The sequence below is a fragment of the Streptomyces sp. NPDC002306 genome, assembly GCF_053593435.1.
The window spans coordinates 15,476-33,119 of record NZ_JBSFCK010000038.1 but is presented as its reverse complement, the minus strand read 5'-3'; the positions used below and the strand labels follow the sequence as shown (position 1 = coordinate 33,119).

The 17,644-nt window shown below is 68.5% G+C and carries 13 protein-coding genes and 1 pseudogene; 10 read left to right on the top strand and 4 right to left on the bottom strand.

Annotated features, from left to right (window positions below; all coding sequences use genetic code 11):
* Positions 1-65 precede the first annotated feature (65 nt).
* The 3 genes from ACWCQK_RS35675 (at position 66) to ACWCQK_RS35665 (ending at position 2,887) form a co-directional block, all read left to right on the top strand.
* Entirely contained in the window at positions 66-1,112 is a 1,047-nt protein-coding gene (locus ACWCQK_RS35675; protein ID WP_451162306.1) for a zinc-binding dehydrogenase, read from the top strand.
* A 20-nt stretch (positions 1,113-1,132) separates the two neighbouring features.
* The gene (locus tag ACWCQK_RS35670) at positions 1,133-1,735 is read left to right on the top strand and encodes an NADPH-dependent F420 reductase (RefSeq protein ID WP_451162304.1); all 603 of its coding nucleotides are present in this window, start codon (positions 1,133-1,135) and stop codon (positions 1,733-1,735) included.
* A gap of 63 nt (positions 1,736-1,798) precedes the next feature.
* On the top strand, positions 1,799-2,887 hold the full coding sequence (locus tag ACWCQK_RS35665) for an alkene reductase (RefSeq protein ID WP_451162302.1): 1,089 nt from the start codon (positions 1,799-1,801) through the stop codon (positions 2,885-2,887).
* Positions 2,888-3,480: 593 nt separating this feature from the next.
* Here the strand turns inward: ACWCQK_RS35665 and ACWCQK_RS35660 are convergent.
* Complete coding sequence (locus tag ACWCQK_RS35660; protein ID WP_451162300.1) at positions 3,481-4,119, bottom strand: TetR/AcrR family transcriptional regulator; 639 nt, start codon at positions 4,117-4,119, stop codon at positions 3,481-3,483.
* A gap of 73 nt (positions 4,120-4,192) precedes the next feature.
* Here ACWCQK_RS35660 and ACWCQK_RS35655 point away from each other — a divergent pair, with 73 nt between their 5' ends.
* The 4 genes from ACWCQK_RS35655 to ACWCQK_RS35640 all read left to right on the top strand — a co-directional run bounded on the left by ACWCQK_RS35655 (position 4,193) and on the right by ACWCQK_RS35640 (position 9,104).
* Positions 4,193-4,906, top strand: a complete 714-nt coding sequence (locus tag ACWCQK_RS35655) for a hemerythrin domain-containing protein (RefSeq protein ID WP_451162298.1) — start codon at positions 4,193-4,195, stop codon at positions 4,904-4,906.
* A gap of 59 nt (positions 4,907-4,965) precedes the next feature.
* Positions 4,966-5,880 (top strand): hypothetical protein, encoded by a 915-nt coding sequence (locus ACWCQK_RS35650; RefSeq protein ID WP_451162296.1) that lies wholly within the window; start codon positions 4,966-4,968, stop codon positions 5,878-5,880.
* Positions 5,881-6,352: 472 nt separating this feature from the next.
* Positions 6,353-7,219, top strand: a complete 867-nt coding sequence (locus ACWCQK_RS35645; protein ID WP_451162342.1) for an alpha/beta fold hydrolase — start codon at positions 6,353-6,355, stop codon at positions 7,217-7,219.
* Between the two features lie 109 nt (positions 7,220-7,328).
* On the top strand, positions 7,329-9,104 hold the full coding sequence (locus tag ACWCQK_RS35640) for an MOSC domain-containing protein (protein ID WP_451162294.1): 1,776 nt from the start codon (positions 7,329-7,331) through the stop codon (positions 9,102-9,104).
* A 136-nt stretch (positions 9,105-9,240) separates the two neighbouring features.
* Here ACWCQK_RS35640 and ACWCQK_RS35635 read toward each other — a convergent pair whose 3' ends face one another.
* Entirely contained in the window at positions 9,241-10,359 is a 1,119-nt protein-coding gene (locus tag ACWCQK_RS35635) for a hypothetical protein (RefSeq protein ID WP_451162340.1), read from the bottom strand.
* A 1,090-nt stretch (positions 10,360-11,449) separates the two neighbouring features.
* On the opposite strand from ACWCQK_RS35635, the gene ACWCQK_RS35630 reads away from it, so the two are divergent.
* On the top strand, positions 11,450-11,569 hold the full coding sequence (locus tag ACWCQK_RS35630; protein ID WP_451162338.1) for a JmjC domain-containing protein: 120 nt from the start codon (positions 11,450-11,452) through the stop codon (positions 11,567-11,569).
* Between the two features lie 376 nt (positions 11,570-11,945).
* Positions 11,946-12,545, top strand: coding sequence for a hypothetical protein (locus tag ACWCQK_RS35625; RefSeq protein WP_451162292.1), 600 nt, complete (start codon positions 11,946-11,948; stop codon positions 12,543-12,545).
* A gap of 242 nt (positions 12,546-12,787) precedes the next feature.
* On the opposite strand, the gene ACWCQK_RS35620 is transcribed toward ACWCQK_RS35625, so the two are convergent.
* Complete coding sequence (locus ACWCQK_RS35620) at positions 12,788-13,948, bottom strand: hypothetical protein (protein ID WP_451162290.1); 1,161 nt, start codon at positions 13,946-13,948, stop codon at positions 12,788-12,790.
* A gap of 336 nt (positions 13,949-14,284) precedes the next feature.
* Here ACWCQK_RS35620 and ACWCQK_RS35615 point away from each other — a divergent pair, with 336 nt between their 5' ends.
* Positions 14,285-15,094 (top strand): leucine-rich repeat domain-containing protein, encoded by an 810-nt coding sequence (locus ACWCQK_RS35615; RefSeq protein WP_451162288.1) that lies wholly within the window; start codon positions 14,285-14,287, stop codon positions 15,092-15,094.
* On the opposite strand, the pseudogene ACWCQK_RS35610 reads toward ACWCQK_RS35615, so the two are convergent.
* A pseudogene (locus ACWCQK_RS35610) lies at positions 15,034-16,669 on the bottom strand (TIGR02677 family protein). The gene ACWCQK_RS35615 and the pseudogene ACWCQK_RS35610 sit on opposite strands and share 61 nt — an antisense overlap.
* Positions 16,670-17,644 lie beyond the last annotated feature (975 nt).

Below are 17,644 nucleotides of genomic sequence, written 5' to 3'. Positions count from 1 at the left end.
CCTCTCGCGTCGCTGTCGGTTTGACTTTTTTAATGACGTCTCTCATCATAGCAGGAGTTCCAATGATGACCATCATCAATAGTTCGTGGAAGGGAAGCGCCATGCGCGCCATCACCTACGACCGGCACGGAGAAGCCGGGCAGGTACTACGCCTGAGCGAGCAGCCGGTCCCTGCTGCACCCGCAGCCGGACAGGTGCAGGTGCGGGTGCTGACCCGGCCGATCCACCCCGGCGACCTGGCGGGAGTGGAGGGCCTTCCGGATGGGCCGCGGCAGCAATTCGCCACGCCACGGATTCCCGGCGTGGAGGGAATGGGCGTCATCGAGACCGTCGGCGCGGGTGTGCGGGACCTGCGGCCCGGACAGCGGGTGGCGTTCTTCCCGGTGCCGGGCGCGTGGAGCGAACTCGTCACGGCACCGGCCGATCTTGTGGTGCCGGTGCCCGAGGACCTCAAGGACGAGACTGCGGCTGTGATGCTGGTCAACCCGCTGACCCTGCTCTCCTTGCTGCGGGCGGTCGAGGACGCCCAGCACGGCCAGGCCGGTCCGGTGGTGCAGACGGCCGCCGGTTCGTCGGTGGGCAAGCTGGTCAGCGCCGCAGCACTCAAGCACGGCATCTCACTGGTCAACCTGGTACGCAGCGCCACGGGGGCGCAGGCCTTGCGGCAGCGCTTCCCCGGACTGCCGGCCATCTCGACGGCCGACGCGGACTGGCGCACTCAGGTCCAGGACGCGACCGGCGGCCGGGGTGCCCAGGTCGTACTGGACGCGGTGGGCGGATCCCTGACCGGTGAGCTGGCCGGGCTGCTCGCCGACGGCGGCACGCTGATCACCTACGGACAGCTCGGTTCCGGCAGCACACCGCTGGAGTCGCTCGCGCTGACCCCGCGGGCCCTGACCGTGCGGGGCACGTCCGTCTTCCAGTGGATGACCGCCCGCACGCCCGAGGAACGCGCCGAGGACGTCGCCTTCGCCGCCCGTCTGGCCGCGACCGCCCCGGAACTCTTCGAGGTCGCCGCCGGCTACGACCTCGCCGACTTCGCGAAGGCCATCGACCATGTCCGCCGCCCCGGCAGGAGCGGAACCGTCCTGCTCACCAGCCCCGCACCCTGAACCCCACGAAGGGCACCGCCATGAAGATCGGAACCCTCGGCGCCGGAACCGTCGCCCAGGCCATCGCCGGCCACGCCGTGGCCCACGGCCACCAGGTCGTACTGAGCAACAGCCGCGGCCCCGCCTCCCTGGCCGGCCTCGCCGACGAACTCGGACCGTTCGCCCACGCCGGCACCCCGGAGGAAGCCGCCGCGTCGGAACTCGTCGTGCTCGCGGTCGGCTGGCCCCAGATCCCGGACGCGGTAGCCGGCCTGCCGCCCTTCGACGGGCGCATCGTCATCGACGCCACCAACCAGTTCACCTCCCCTCCCCCGCACACGAAGATCGCCGACCTGGGCGAGCTGACCGGCAGCGAACACGTCGCCTCACTGCTGCCCGGAGCCCGCGTCGTCAAGGCGTTCAACACCCTCTACGGCCAGTACATCGCCGCCGACCCGCGCCACCAGGCCGGACGCCAGGTGCTGTTCCTCGCCGGTGACGACGCCGACGCCAAGACCACCGTCAAGGACCTCACCGCCGCCTTCGGCTTCGCCCCCGTCGACCTCGGCTCCTTGCGCGAGGGCGGACGCCTCATGCAGCTCGGCGGCCCACTCTCCGGCCTCCACGCCCTCAAACAGGACTGAGCCGGGCCCTCACCCGTTCCTCACGCTCCTCCTCATCCACCCCCCAGCACAAGGAAGTTGCTCATGACCACCCCCCAGCCCCTGCTGCAGCCCGTCCGCCTCGGCGCGCTGAACCTCCCCAACAGCGTCGTCATGGCACCCATGACCCGCGCCCGCGCTCAGAACGCCGAGCTGGCCCCCACCGACCTCCACGCGACCTACTACGCCCAGCGCGCCGGCGCCGGCCTGATCGTCACCGAGGGAACCTGGGTCAACACCGACGCAATCGGCTTCATCCACGCGCCCGGCATCTACACCGACACGCAGACCGCCGGCTGGGCGAAGGTCACCGAAGCCGTCCACGAGGCCGGCGGCCGGATCGTCTCCCAGCTCGGCCACCTCGGCACGGCCTCCCACCCCGACCACCTCGGCGGCCGCCTGCCCGCCGGACCCTCGGCCATCAACCCCGGCGAGAAGTCCTTCACCCCCTCCGGCCCGAAGGACACCGTCACCCCACGCGCCTACACCGCCGCCGAGATCGCCGCCACCATCGCCGACTACCGCCATGCGGCCGAGAACGCCCGCCGCGCCGGCTTCGACGGCGTGGAAATCCACGCCCAGCAGTCCCACTTGATCCCGCAGTTCCTCAACCCACGCCTCAACCAGCGCACCGACGCCTACGGAGGCAGCAGCGAGAAGCGGGCCCAGTTCCTCCTCGACATCCTCGACGCCGTCAGTGATGTGTGGGGCAGCGACCGCGTCAGCGTGAAGATGTCCCCGGGCTGGGCCAACGGAACCGCGTTCACCGCGGACGAGGAGACACTCGCCGACTACGACCAGCTGCTCAAGAAGCTCAACGACAGCAACCTGGCCTACCTGCAGCTCCTGGGCACCCCCGGCACCATCGAGGAGCGCATCGCCCTCTTCTCCCGCTACCGCACCCACTACCAGGGCAACATCGTCGCCAACCTCGGCTTCACCCAGGCCCTCGGCAACGAGATCCTCGACCACGGGACCGTCAACGCGGTCTCCTTCGCAGAGCCCTTCATCGCCAACCCCGACCTGGTCGAACGCTTCGCACAGGGCCACCCGCTGGCCGACGCCGACCGGGACACCTACTACGCCGGTCACGCCGAGGGTTACACCGACTACCCCGCCTTCACCGCCAGCTGAGCAAGGAAGATCTCCGTGAGCAGCAACATCCGAGCAATGATCGCAAAAGTCAAAGTAGAGAACCTCGAAGACGAGTCCCTCTCTACCAGGACCTCTCGCGTCGTCCCCGCGCATGCAGGGGTAGCTCGCTGTCTGCGGTGACGGTGCTGGTCGTCCCCGCGTAGGCGGGGATAGCTCGGGCTACGTGTACCTGGTGGTCGCCGGAGTCGAGTCGTCCCCGCGCATGCGGAGGGGCTCGCCCGGCAGGCCGGCCGGTACGCCCAACCGCAAGTCGTCCTCGCGCCCGTGGGGGTAGCTCGGACCAAAAAGCCGCCGGCGCCGCCGTTAGGACTCGGTCAGGTTCGTATCGCTGTGGGTGTGTTGCGGTGGCAGGCGGGGCAGGCGCGGGTCCAGATGGCGAGGAGGGTCTGCGGCTCGCGGACGACCTGGTAGCGGCTCAGTCCTTCACCCAGCTCAAAGACTTCATCGTCTACGCGGCGAGAGCATGTGGAATGCGGGGCGTGAGTCACGCGTCCCTGCCACCCCATAGGGGTGTCCGGACGGAGGAGTCCATCCCAGTAGCCAACTGGGGCACTACCTCCAAGCCCGGTCCTTTACTTTGGGGTCGGGTCAAGTTGACGAAGAAGTGCGTGGCAGGCCGCACGGGAGATCCAGGCCTGCGCACGCGCGAACGGCCATGAGCGTTCGCCCACCAGCGTGATCCAGGCGTGCGGCCCCAGGTGGAACCAGAGGAGGTCTATCGCATCCGCACGGTCCACCTCGGCGCGGAGTGCGTCGAGGGCGACGAGACGGTCAGCGACCAGTGTCAGGGCTTGGACGTAGTCATCCGCCCCCTTGTCCAGAACCGCCTTGACGGCGGGCTCGCCCGGCGGATTCCGGTAGAAGAGCTCGTACACGAGGTCCCAATGGCGCTCGTGCGTGCGCCGGGTGCCTGCGGCCGTCAGGTCGATGACGGTGCGCGGATCATCAGCGGCCTCGACTGCCGCGAGGGTCGAGGCGATGGCCGGGTCCGTGAGGGCCGGCTCCAGGAGAGCGGTCAGGATGCCGGGCTTGTTGCCCACGCTGCTGTACACGGTCGGGACGGCGACCTTTGCAGCCTCCGCGATCTCCGCGACGGTCACCCCGGCATACCCACGCTCGAGGAACAACGCATGCGCACCGCTCAGGATGGCCTCGCGAGTGGCGGCCGCCGAGTTGACGCGTCGAGTCGAGGTGTACTTCCGGGTCGTCACGGACACAGTGTACCGCGTGCACCATAGGTGACCATATTGACAATAGCAACTTATAATGAATACGTTCCACTACATGACTCTGACTCCCCCCACGGACGTGACCGCGGTCATCGAGACCCGGCTGGCCCACGAGGTCCACCGAGTGGCCACCACCCTGTTGGCCGAAGCAGCCCGCAACGCCTCGGTCCCCCTCGACGCGACGGCGCAGCTGCGCGACTTCCTCGTCGCCAACCTCCGCCACCACCACCAGACCGAAGACGAGGACCTGTGGCCTCGGATCACCGCGAACGCACCGGCCGCGACAGTGGATCTGGACTCACTCACCGATGAGCACGACCAACTCGATACAGCGCTCGACCGGCTCGCCGGCGTCGCCGTCCCCGCCGCCGAAGCCGTCCGGGGTGATGCGCTCGCGACGTCCGGTCCCGACGACGGCGACAGCCCAGCCGCCCCGGGTGAGGCAACGGTTCGCGTCGCGTTGTACGACGCCGCGGTGACCGTGCGAGACGTCGTCCACGCTCATCTGGCCCACGAAGAGCCCGTCCTCTTCCCGGCACTGCGCGAGCACGTCAGCCCTGCGGAGTGGCAGGACTTCGCGCAGCGCGTGATCGCGACCACGCCTCCGGTGGCCGGCCATCTCATGATCGGATTCCTGGACGAGGTGGGCACGCCCGCGGAGGTCGAGCTGGTGCTTTCGGGCCTGCCGGAGCCGGTACGACCGCTCCTCCCCGCGATGCGTCTCCAGGCCGAGGCCGACCTCGGCATCCTCCGCGGGAACGGCGCATGACCTCCGCGCCGCTCAGATGGCCTGACTCCGCGGACCCTGTGATCAGAGGCGACCTCACCGTGGCGGTCGCCTACGTCACACCGGCCGGCGGCGCCGTCGTCACCAGCGTCTCACCGTTGGGACTCGGAAACCGGGACACCGGACAGGTCGGATTCACCACCTCACTCGGCTTCCCGAAGAAACTCGAACGCATCCTGCGCGACCCCAACGTGGCCATTGCCTATCACACGCGCGACCACGGCTTCGCTTCGAGCGACTCCCACGTGCTTGCCCAAGGCGTCGCGTCCGTGGACTTGCGTCCGTCGTCGGAACGTCTGGCAGAGCTGATGCGGGCCTCCGAGCCGTTCCTCGGCGAAGTCAGACGCGGGCCGTTATGGGACTGGCTCCTGCGCGAATACCACCAGGAACGCGTCTTCGTGGACATCGCGCTCAAGCGCGTCACCGCGTGGGACAACCTCGAAGCCCGAGGGCAACGTACCGTCACGGGCGCTGCCTGGCCTCAGCATCCGGCGGAACAAAAGGCACCGAAGAACGGCACCGGCCCGCGCGTCGACCTTTCTGCGGTCGCACGCCACATCCATCGGTTGCCACATCGGCTCCTGGCCTACCGCGGTGCGGACGGTCTGCCCGTCATCGTCCCCGTGAAAGTCATCGGCCACGACGATGCAGGGCTGCACCTGGACCTCCCCACAGGACTCCATGCACCGGGGAGCCGCAGGGCCGGCCTCCTTGCCCACGCCTTCCAACCACAGTGCGTCGGACTGGGAATGCGGACCCTCACGGGCTGGCTCACGGTCACCGAAAAGGACGCCATCTACGCACCGCACACGTCCAAGGGCCTGACCGCGCCCCCGTACAGGACACTGCTGACCGTCTCCAACGGGCTACTGGCCAAGTACGGGCTGTGGCGCGCACAGCGCGACGGCACCTCGGCCCGCCTCCAAGCCCTCGCCGCCCAAGGTCAGACAGAGTGACTCATCCGTAAGACGCACCTCGCCCGCGGAGGGTCACTGTTGGTGTCGGCCGGGCGGGTCTGGGCCTCCTGGGCAGGCGCGTCCTCCTGACCGCGTGACCTCGGACCGCCACCGACACCGACAGTGACCCTCCGTCAGTCCAGACCAAAAGTCAGGCAGAACCACGATTCACCCGACGCCGACAGATGCACGCTGTTACGCGGACGCCGTGCTCCATGCACATGCGGGCGGTCGACTCTTCGCACATCGTGCCCACCATCCCGGCGACGGCGATGTACTCGCGTTGTCCTTCTTGCTGGCCAGGACTAGCGTGGTAGGTGGTATCACACGTCATGTGCCGTGGGGCCAGGGCACCACGCTGGGGAAAGTAACCCGCGGCTCCGCGACGGTCACCCTCGGCTGAACGCACCAGATGAGCTGCCACGTGGGTGGATCTGACGCATTTCAGCGCCGGAAGGTGCAGGAGGTTGATGTGCTTCCCACGCGACACAAGTCAGCGACCATCAAGGGGCAAAAAGTCTTCTACCGAGAAGCAGGCCCCAGCGACGCGCCGGTCGTGCTGCTGCTCCACGGATTCCCGAGCAGCTCACACATGTTCCGCCATCTCGTCCCCGCACTGGCCGATGACTACCATGTGATCGCCACCGACCACATCGGCTACGGCCACTCGGCTATGCCCAAGGTGGACGAGTTCGATTACACCTTCGACAACCTGGCAGCAGTCACCGCCGGGCTGCTGGATCATCTGGGCATTCAACGCTTCGCCATCTACGTGCACGACTACGGAGCGCCGATCGGCTGGCGCCTGGCGCTCGACCCTGCCTTCGACGTCAGCGCAATCATCTCGCAGAGCGGGAACGCGTACATGGAGGGTTTCGCCAAGCCCTTCTGGGACGATCTGTTCGCGTACGCCACCGACCCCAGCCGAGACACAGAGCCGGGTGCGCGGGCCAAGTTCAGTCCCAGCACGACGCGTTGGCAGTACGAGAACGGCGCGTCCGACACCAGCCTCGTCAGCCCTGACACCTGGATGTTCGACCAGCTCCTGCTGGAGCGGCCCGGCAACGACGAGGTCCAGCTCGCCCTGTTCCGTGACTACCCCACGAACATCGAGGGCTACCCGAAGCTGCAGGAGTACTTCCGCGCCAGCCAGGTTCCTCTGCTCGCGGTCTGGGGCGAGCGGGACGAGATCTTCGGGCCGGACGGGGCGCGAGCGTTCTCGCGCGATCTGCCTGAGGCCGAAGTCCACCTGCTGCCCGCAGGCCACTTCGCCCTCGAGACGCACCTGGACGCTGTCAGCGGATACATCCACGGATTCCTCGGACGCGTCCTCACATGAGAGGTGGCCCGACCCGCCCGCACCGGCAGTTCGTGACAGGACGCGCCAGTTGAACACATGCGCTTCCCGATGCGGCGGCACGGGAAGCGCATCCCAGGGAGGCGGCGTGTTGGCCAGACTGACAGCGGTGAACGTCGGGATGCCGAAAGACGTGCCCTGGCACGGCAAGACCGTGTACACCGGCGTCTACAAGCAGACAGTGGCCGGGCCGCGGATGGTGCGCCGGCTGAACATCGACGGAGACGGCCAAGGAGATCTTGGCGGGCACGGCGGTGAGCAGCGCGCGGTGCTGGTCTACCAGCTCGATTCCTATCGGTACTGGGAGAAGGAACTGGGGCGCAACGACCTGACGCCGGGCCAGTTCGGAGAGAACTTCACCGTTGAGGGCCTGCCCGACGACGAGGTCTGCATCGGCGACCGCTACCGCATCGGCGCCGCCCTGTTCGAGGTCACCCAACCCCGGGTCACCTGCTACCGCGTGGGACTGCGCATGGGCGAGCCCCGGATGGCGGCCCTGCTCGTGGCCCACCACCGCCCCGGCTTCTACCTGCGCGTCATCGAGGAGGGCGAGGTCGAGGCCGGCCAGGACATCGTCAAGGAGTCCTCCGGCCCGGAGGCCATGACCGTCGAGGAACTCGACCGCGTGCTCTACCTGCCCGGCCACACCCGCGAACAGGTCGAGAGGGCCCTGCGCATCCCCGCACTCAGCCCCGGCTGGCAGCGTTCCATGAAGACCCTCCTGGAACAGGACGACAACCGGACCTCCGGGAGTTCCTCCGGCAGCGCCGGGCTCACCGCCGCAGCCACCGCTCCACCGCCCGCCTGGCCCGGCTTCCGCCCCCTGACCGTCACCCACATCCAGCCCGAGAGCCGCAGCGTCTTCTCCCTGTCTCTGGCCGCCGCCGACGGCTCCGCGCTACCGTCCGCGCTCCCCGGCCAGTTCATCACTGTCAAGGTCCGGCCCGATGGAGACGCTGCGCCCCTCATCCGCAGCTACTCGCTGTCCGGCGCGCCGGGTACCGGCAGGTACCGGATCAGTGTGAAGGTCGAACCCCACGGCGCCGCCAGCAACGAGCTGCGAGCCCACATCCGTGCCGGCGACCGTCTGGAGGCCGCAGCGCCCCGCGGCACCTTCTGCCTGGCCGAGGGAGCCAACCCGGTCGTGCTGCTCTCCGCCGGGGTCGGCGCGACCCCGGTCCTGGCCATGCTGCACACCCTCGCCCGCGCCCGCTCCACCCGTCAGGTGTGGTGGCTGCACGGAGCCCGCAACGGCAGCGAGCACCCCTTCGCCCAGGAGACTCGGGACCTGATAGCGGCACTGCCCGACGCACGGTCGGCCGTCTATTACAGCAAACCCGCCAGCGCCGACCGGCTGGGCGTCGACTACGCCGCAGCCGGTCACCTGTCAGCCGAACTCGTCCGCGAGCTGGGCCTGCCGACCGACGCGGACGCGTACCTGTGCGGGCCGGCCACCTTCATGGACACCGTCGCCGCCGAACTCGTCGACTACGGCCTCTCCGCCTCCCACGTCCACACCGAGATCTTCGGCTCAGGCGCTGCCATCACCCCCGGTATCAAAGGAGCGGCAACGGCACCGGCGCCGCACCAGCCCCCAGGTCCCGCGGGCGCCGGCCCACAGGTGTCCTTCGCACGCAGCGGCCTCAACGTCCCCTGGAACGACGCCCAGGAATCGTTGCTGGAACTCGCCGAGGCCTGCGACGTACCGGTCCAGTGGTCCTGTCGCACCGGCGTCTGCCACACCTGCGAACTGGCCCTCATGTCCGGCACAGTCGCATACTCGCCCGACCCGGTCGAGCCCCCAGGCGAGGGCAACATCCTGATCTGCTGCTCCAGACCCACCGGAGAAGTCGTACTGGACCTGTGAGTCGCGTCGCTTCGCCAGCCCATGTGACACCGCGAGCTCGGGCCACCGCGGTTCCCTCGCCGGAACGCACCACCTGTCCTGGCCCGCAATGGTTCACGCAACTGCGGCCGGAGCCCGCTTTCGGAGACCGACGGCCTCAGGCCGTTTCCGCGTAGCGCTCTCCGGCGTACGCCCGGATGACCGGGACGACAGCTTCCGGGCCTCCCGGCAGGCGGTCCAGCCGCAGGGCGTAAGCCTGATGGCCGTCCATCAGGTAGCTGTACGGAAGGTCTGTGGCGGTGCCCGGCACGGGCCACACCACGATCCAAGGCCGCGTGTCCTTGCTGCCCGTGTGCCGGGGGCCGACCGTGACGGCCGCGATCTGTGCCCAGTGGAAGTACTGCTCGTCCTCGGTGACTTGGCGCATGCCGATCCCGGAGTGGCCGATCCGCAGCCGCAGCGGCCGGTGCCATCGGAAGAAGGACCGGCCGGCGAGGGGCAAGCAGGCCACGGCGCCACCCAGTGAACAGAGCGCGATGAGGGTTGCGAGGCCCGTGCCGGGTTTGTGGATCAGCTCCCAGAACGAGTACATGAGGACGACGGCCGCCCCGGCCCAGACGACAGTCCAGGTGCCGGCCCGACGCTCGTCGACGAAGACCTGTTCGCCGCCCGGCATTTCCCGTCCGGGCCTCGGCTCCGGCACGGTCGCCGGGACAGGCGGGCGCACAGAGCGCGGGGCCGTCTCGAAACGGGCGCCGGCGTACGTGGAGAGTGCGGTGGCCAGTTCGGTGACGCTCTGGTCCAGGTCCCGGCAGTGCACGAGAGTGAAGCGGGTCCGGCCGTCGCCGTAGGTGCGATCCGCCTTGCGGAAGAGTGTCACTCCCGGCGCAGTCCACAGGGTCAGCCGCCGCTTGGGCGGTGCGACGATGTGCTCATCAATGGGCGCGCTGGTGTCGGGGTCGTGCCAGAGGGAGACGGCGTCGATCTGCTCCCAAACGAGTTCGGCGTCGTCCAGCGTGATACCGGCCTCGTCTATCCGCAGCCGGAACGGCCGTTTCGCCTTGCGCAGGTCGTGCCACCCCCGGAGGGCCGCCACCGCAGACAGGAAGAGGACGAACAGTGCGGTCGTCGTGTCCCCGGTGTCGTTGACGGACGGCACCCTGCCGTTCGGCACAAGGTAGGCCAGCCACACCAGGGCACCCGCCGTCACGATGGTCCCCCCGACGAAGAACTGTCGGCCACGCCGTCTCAGCGTCCGCTCGACCGTGAATTCCATTGCCACGTCCGCTCTCTCATCAATCCCGCCGGCACCCATGGTGCGGCCCCGCCCACCCTGCTTCCGGGCCCGCCGACCGGTGGTTGCCCAACCGTGACGTCCACGAGACAACGCCGCCAAGCGGTCGCTCCGGCGGCCCCGGCCGTTCATCCCCGCGCCGCCGCCGGGTGGGTTGGGACCGACAGTGCCGCTGTCGGACGTGGGCCGCGAGGACCGTCCCGCGCCCGCGCCCCGCCGGGGCGGCTCCCCTCGCGGTCCGACCCGATCAGTAACGCCCCTGGCCGCCTGGTGCGGTCATCGTGCATCGGCCGGTGCCCAACGAAGGGTCATGTCGGGCAGAGAAACGTCGGTCGGAGCGAGGCACCCGCTCCCTGCACATCACCTGCGCCTTTCAGACCCGCACGGCGACGGACCTGACGGCGTGGGCATACTGCAGGCCGCGACGACCCCGCTCTGTACCCGCGTGTACGTGATGACCATCGCGGTGCTGGTGCGCGGGGTGGGGTGCACAGCCTGCTTCGGCTTCCCCGTGGCCGGATGGGCGCGTGCCGAGGTGGGCGCGAGTGCCGCCCGCCTGGGTACGGGATTCGGAATGCTTGTCCACCCCCGGCCCATAGTGACTTCCATCCGGACGGTCAGGGGTGACGGCTATGCAGAAGAGGTCGCCGACGAGGTCCTGTTGACCATGGCGATGTACGCGGCTGCGCTCTTCCCACTCACATCTGATCGGGCGAGCGATAAGGACCAAGAGCCCCGTCGCGCCGCCTTTACCGGCTCTCCACCTACGACGGCCTGCCCCGTACCGTTCGCATGTCGGCGGCCGCTGCGCAGGCCCTGATGACGGCTCGGATGCTGAGCCGTAGCGTTTCGCTGCGGCTGCGCCGGGGTTCCCTGAACTGGCCACGGCAGGTCAGCATGCTGTTCGCCTGCCTTCACCGACCGGACCACCGAGTAGTTGGGACGACCACGACACCGTGGTCGTACAGCTGGACGGCGCGAAACGCTGGCGGATCTACGGCACCACCCGATCGTTCCCGCCCTACCGTGACATCGACGATCCTGGCGAGGCACCCAGCAAGCGGTCGCCGACCTGGTCCTGGGGCCGGGCGACATCCTGTACGTGCCGCCCGAGGTATGGCATGCGGTCTCAGCCTGCCTGGCGGTGGCCCGTGTGACCAACAGCCGCCACCATCGCAGGGCAATCACCTGATATCGGCGCTGGAACTGCTCACGCAAACCAACCGGCCGTTATGAAACTTCACGTGTTGACACATTCACGTCGAAAAAAGCAATACCGGCAAACCGATACAGTTTAACAGGTCTGTGGGGGCGGGTGACCTGAACGAACGGGCGGGCCGGAAGCCCATGATGTCCGGACGCGACGCCGCCGCCTTCGCTTTTCCCATGAAAATTTGCCGCCCGGGTCCCGTGTCTGGGATCTTGTCCCGGGAGGCTATCTCAAGCACGCGCTCAGCCGTCGGCACCACTCGCCTCGGCCTCAATCTGAGCCTGCTGGTGGAGCCGTGACCCAGCCGCGAGCAGCGGATCTTCGGACTGTCCGTGGCCATACGAAGAAGGAGAATAGCGTGAACACCGAAAAGGTAATGGCTCGACGTCTTACGGCCGAGGAGGTTTCAGAACTGGGCCCCCAGGAGGGGATTTTCGTCTCGGCAGAGCTGGACGATCTTTCTCTCGACTGCTTCGCTCCGGCTTTCCTTACAAAGCAGGGAAAATATTTCGATGGAGGATCCTTCATCGCAAGGACAATTTTCGGCAAGGAAGTTCATGTTCTTCCGGACAATGCCGAAGAGCGCGGGATCTGGGTTGCCGACGAGTCCGGGGAAGAAATCGAGGTTCTCCAGAGTGCCGGCGTCCTCCTGAACCTCGCTCTCTTCGTGCCCGACGGGACCAAGGAATCTCTGGAGTCGCTCTACACCGCCGCAAGAGAAGCGTTCGGCGCGGGCATCGTTCAGCGCTGGAACGAGGAAGTCGTTGCGGTGCCGGACGTCAAGGTCGACCTGTTCGAAGAGCTGGCCCGCGGGCGAAAGGGCACGAGCGGCCAGAACCGGGACCGCCGCGCCTTGGACATCTACCCCACCCGTGTGCGGTTCATGGAGCCCAGCGCCGGCTGGAAGTTCATCGTCGAACCGCACAAGGAGACCATCGACGACACGCCGACGATCTGAGCTGACAGCAGCGCGGAAAGGCACGCCACCGACGACTGCGATCTCTCACGGGCCTGTTCAGCACGCAGTATGAGCCGATCGGCTCGGGGCGGGGCGTTGGGGACGGCGCCCTGCCCCGCGTGACCCACTGTGAGGTCTTCTCAGCAAGCTGACGATCGCAGTGCGCGATGTCGGTGTACGGGTCACCGTGCACCGCTGTGTGGATGAACGTGCGCCCCGCGCACCCGCTTCGCCTACCAGGGTCAATGAACTGGCGATGGCCACCCAGTACGCCGGAGGATCTCTGCGGCGATCTCGTCTGCGGGCCGGTCGTCGGTGACCACTCCCAGATCGCCAAGCCCGTCCAGGGCGCCGAGGGCCCGTGCCGCCTGGTCAGCGATCTCGCGTAGTCGAGCCTGCGGTTGCCCGATCAGTTGGTCGCCGGCGAGACCCCGGGCCGGAGTGATGCCTCGGCCCCGGCGCACGACCCGGTCGGCCAGTGTCCGTCGGCTGGCGTGCAACTGGCACAGCGTGATCGTGGCGGCAGGCAGCGCTGCGGCGTAGGCCCCCATGTCCTCGGGCCGGTCGAGTGGGCCGACAGCGATCAGACATCCCGCTCCGTTGGCCCGAAACGCCCGCCAGACCGCGGCCAGGTTCGCCGCCTTGAGCCGGTGGTTGCCCGGGTCGCCGGCCGGGGTGGGGCGGTGGAAGCCGATCTGGTCGAGGTCCACGAACGCGGCGTGCACACCGGCCCGCCGGACCTGCTGGTACACCTGCCAGCCGACGGTGGACTTGCCGACGGCGGCCGGCCCGCACAGCCAGAGGATCTCGCCCGGCGTGCGGTCCGGTTCCCGTCCCATCATGCTCGGGTCTTCCATCCGTGCCCACAGATCGGGCCACCCGGTGCGCGCCCGGACCCGGTCGGCGACCTCGGTGACGGTCAGCCCGGTCGTGTCGATGCAGAGATCGGTCGGGAAGGCGCGGTCGAGGGCGTCGGCGTACGCGAGTTGCTCCGCGAGGTCTTCGTCCGGGCGACCGCGGGCAGCCAGTCGTCGGCCCAGCTCCGCCGGCTCGGCCCGCAGCCGACAGGCAGTCACCGTGGCGTGCGGCACGAGGTCGGCGTCCACCCCGCGATCCGGATCGGTGACGCCCGGAACGACCAGAAACCGGGCACCGGCATCCCGGAAGTTGGCCACCACCCCGTCGAGAGCACGTGCCTTGAGCCGATGGCGGCCCGGATCTGTGTCCGGCTCGGGCGCCCAGTGCCGTGGCGTCGGCGGCGCGTAGCACATCCCGAGCTGGTCGATGTCCACATATCCGGTGGGCATGCCCGCCTCGGCGAGCTGGACGAACACCTCCCAGGCCACGGTGGTCTTCCCGACCCCTGACGCCCCGTACAGCCACAGCACCGGTAGTGCGATCACGCTAGCGAGTATCGGGACCGGCGAGCGCCCGGTCGAGCGATTTTCGTCGCTCGGCAGCGGAGACCACGTCACGTCACCTTCAAGGCCCTGTGCAGGGTCAGCCTCGCCCCTGCTGCCATCACCCGGATTCGCCCGCGCCGCCCTCGTCCTGCGCCAGCTCGAACACGGACGCACCACCTGAAAGAACGTCACAGTGCGCTTGTGGAACTTCCCGTAATTCCCCATCAGCAGCGTCAGGTTCCCCAGCCAAACGTTCGACCACGGCGATGGGTGTCGTCTGTGCTCCCGCCCGGATAATCCTGAGACGGATTGCAGCAACCTCCGTATCTTGGCGCCATGACGGACGAGGCAGAGCCGGGGCTCAATCTGAACCGCTGGGGCGACACATCGGACCCGGCCCCGGAGCGACGGGGTCCCCGCCAGGACCCGTGCTCGTGCTTTGATCAGTCCAGGCCGCATCCGCGAGCCCGAGTCGGATTCCACGCCGAGCGGCAGGACACCTCAGCTCCGGGCTGGCAACATCTGCTGGACCTGGTCGATGAGGCTGTCGCTGACGGGCGCGAAGAGTTCCGTCCTCTGACTGAGCTGAGCCCGGAAGAGCGGCGGCAGATCATCACCCTGCCACCGAGCATCGCCCAACTGACGGCGGTCAAGCACTTCTTGCTCTACGGCAGCAACCTGGTCCGGATCCCGCCCGAGATCGGGGCCATGACCAGCCTGGAGGAGTTCACCCCCTACACCTCCTACCGGCTGCACTGGTTCCCCTACGAGATCACCCGCTGCCGGAAGCTGACCCGCAGCTCGGTGAGCACGCGCGCCTTGTTCGGCAACTTCAAGTTGCGACCGCCCTTCCCGAAGCTCCAGCCCTCTCTGGGCTCTGCTGTCGACATCGATCTTGGCAACATGGATCCTCGGCGCTGGGGCGCCACCGTCACCCACAGCTGCAGTGTCTGCGACCGCCCGATCGAACAGAGCGGACTCCATCAGGTGTGGATCTCACTGCGCGTGGCCACTGACGTACTGCCCCTGCTGGTCAGCGCCTGCTCGGCGACGTGTGTTGACGCCCTGCCCGGCGGTGCTCGCGACTACATCCCCGCACCCCACAAGGGCGGCCGAGTCGACCAGCCGACATCCGGCTGGGACTGACCACCTGAACCTCGCCTCACCATGCGATCGGTCGAGAACGACCACGATGGTGTGACGACAGATCGACCGTGAAGGCGGGGAAGCTGACGCTCGCGATGGGGAAATACATGACCGTCGACACGCTGCCGAGAAGGCTTCGGTGAGCGAGCGTGCGGTGAAGCAATGGTGTCGCAACGGGCGTGAACGAGTGCCGGCCACCTCACGCGAGGTCGGACAGCAAGAGGTCCAGCTCCCTCTCCTCCTCGATGCGTACGCCGAGTTCCGCGACGGCAGCCGCGAGCGCGGGTTCCCAGGGGGTCTCGGTCGGGGTGCCGATGAGCAGGCCGAAGGAGGCCGGGCCGAGCTCGCCGAGTTCGGACAGACGTGTGACGCCGTCGGTGACGAGCCCGGACGCGGGCGGCGGCAGTCTCAGCAGCCTGCTTGGAAGCCGCCTCGGCAAGAACGCGCCGCCTGGCGTCACGGTCCTCGACCTTGCGTGGTTTGCCACGCCGCTCGCAACTCCCGGTGCGGCGCAGTTGGGGGCTGATCCGCAACGGCTCCGCTCCAGCCCAGGGTGTGGCTGCCGGCACAGGCTTCGCCGCCCGGGCGGCGAGGGTGTCGGCATCGACGGTGAGGTGCCGGGCCGGGTAGAGACCGAAAGCCGTTCGCCACAGCCGGTGCCGAGCGTCATCGTCGGGTGCCTCGGCGAACCAGCGGGCCAGAGTCCGGAAGTCGGCGGATCGGTCCGAACGCCCTGCCCTGCGCTCGTTCAGCGCACGTACGACCGCCAGGAGCTGCGGAATCGCCCCCAGTGCCCGACCGCGCAGGAGCCGGGCCTGGGACTCACGTCCGTCCCTGCTGATGAACCATGCCCCGAGCTCCTCCCAGCGCGGCCCACCGCTCGTACACTTCCCGCTCGGCATCGGCGGCCTCCTCCGGCGAGGCGTCGGCGGCCTCGCGCCCGGCGGCGGCCCTCAGCAGTGGATCCACCCTGGCGCCCTCCTCCAGTTCCAGGATCAGCCGGGCGATCCGCCCGCCCAGCGTGATCAGGTCCTGGATGAACCGCTCGAGATACTGGATGAGCCGGTCCTTGTAGGCGAGGAACACCTCTTCCTCGACGTCGTGCAGGTCGATGGTCCTCTGGAGCGAGCCCATGAAGGCCCGGGCGTTGTCGGCGAGCGCGGCGAAGCGGCTGGCCAAGGCGTCGAGCGTCAGGTGTGTCTTGGCCGGGTCGGGCTCATCCTCAGCGGCCAGGATGAGGAGCGCGCGCAGCTGGGTGACGATGTCGTGCAGCGCGACTGCCTGAAGAGCGCCACGACGGCCGAGCGCCTCGTCGTAGGCGGACAGTGCCGTCTCGGCGGCCTCCCCCGCGCGCGTGAGCTGGTAGATGAACCGCTTCCGGTAGAAGTCCTCGACGGCTGTGACCCGCGCGGTGTCCGGATCGGCCCGCAGATTGCCCCAGACTACGAGCTTGTCGAGCGCGGCGACGACCGCTTCCGGCTCGGCAGGGCGGATGTCCGCCGGAAGGGCGGCATGCACCTCCTCGGGGCGCAGATGGACCGCGAACCGCTCCTTGGCCAGGAGGAACACCCGCATCACCTGGCGGTAGAGCAGGGTATTCGGCACGGTGAGGTGGGCGAAGGGGCCGAATCCCTGCGGCTCGAAAGCCGAATCGGCCGGGGTGGCGACGGTCATCGCCCCCATTGTCACGCACCCGGGGCAGCCGCCGGCAGAGACGAACACACCTGTCCGATTCCTGCGGTAGTGACCGGATCCATGCGGTTCTGTCGACGCGGTCTCATCATCCACGTCTCGGCCTTGCCACCGCAGCCGTGATCTTTCCGGCACACGAGCCGGGTCGCCTCTCCAACGGCTGCGCGGGAGGACCAGGACGACTCGGTCCGTGCACCGGCAAGCAGCAGGCGCTCGGCGATGCCGTGGCCTCAGTCGGTAGCCGCAGGCGGGAGCGTTGAACGGTCGGCGCATCTCGGGGTGCGGTATGCAGTGCGTGGGCGCCACCAGCTGGCCCCAGCCGCAAGGGTGCTGATGTTAGCCGCAGGTGGGCGCGTTCACCGGTGCGCCGCTCTGCTCGGCTCCCCGTCAGGCGGCGCTTCAAGCCACATTGGCGGGCGTGCAATTCCGGGCTGTGCTGCGAGAGTTCGAGAATCCTTTCTTCCGGCTTCGCCCCAGGTCATCGGGCTGCACCCGCATGGCCGGCCGGGGCCGCGCCGCCGGCTCGGATTGTCCGGATCCCTGCGTAGTCCCCCGCTGATTGTCAGTGGCGTGGGCGAGGGTTCCGTCCGCCGTACATCCATGCCCCGCCGAAGGAGACCAGTGCCGTCGCCGCCGTCGCGCAATCCCCCGTTCGGGCTCCGTCCGTACCGCTGTCGCCTTGAGGGTGAATCGAACGGTCCCTTGCCGCGCGCTCAGGCCGTCAGCACTTGCCCACTGCGCCCGGCATCGAACTTTCACTCGACAAGTCGCCCGAGGCTACCCGTATCGCCCCTGTGATCAGGGGTGTTGTCCGGGTGTTCTGCCCACTACCCCGCTACCGAGGAGAATCCGTGAATC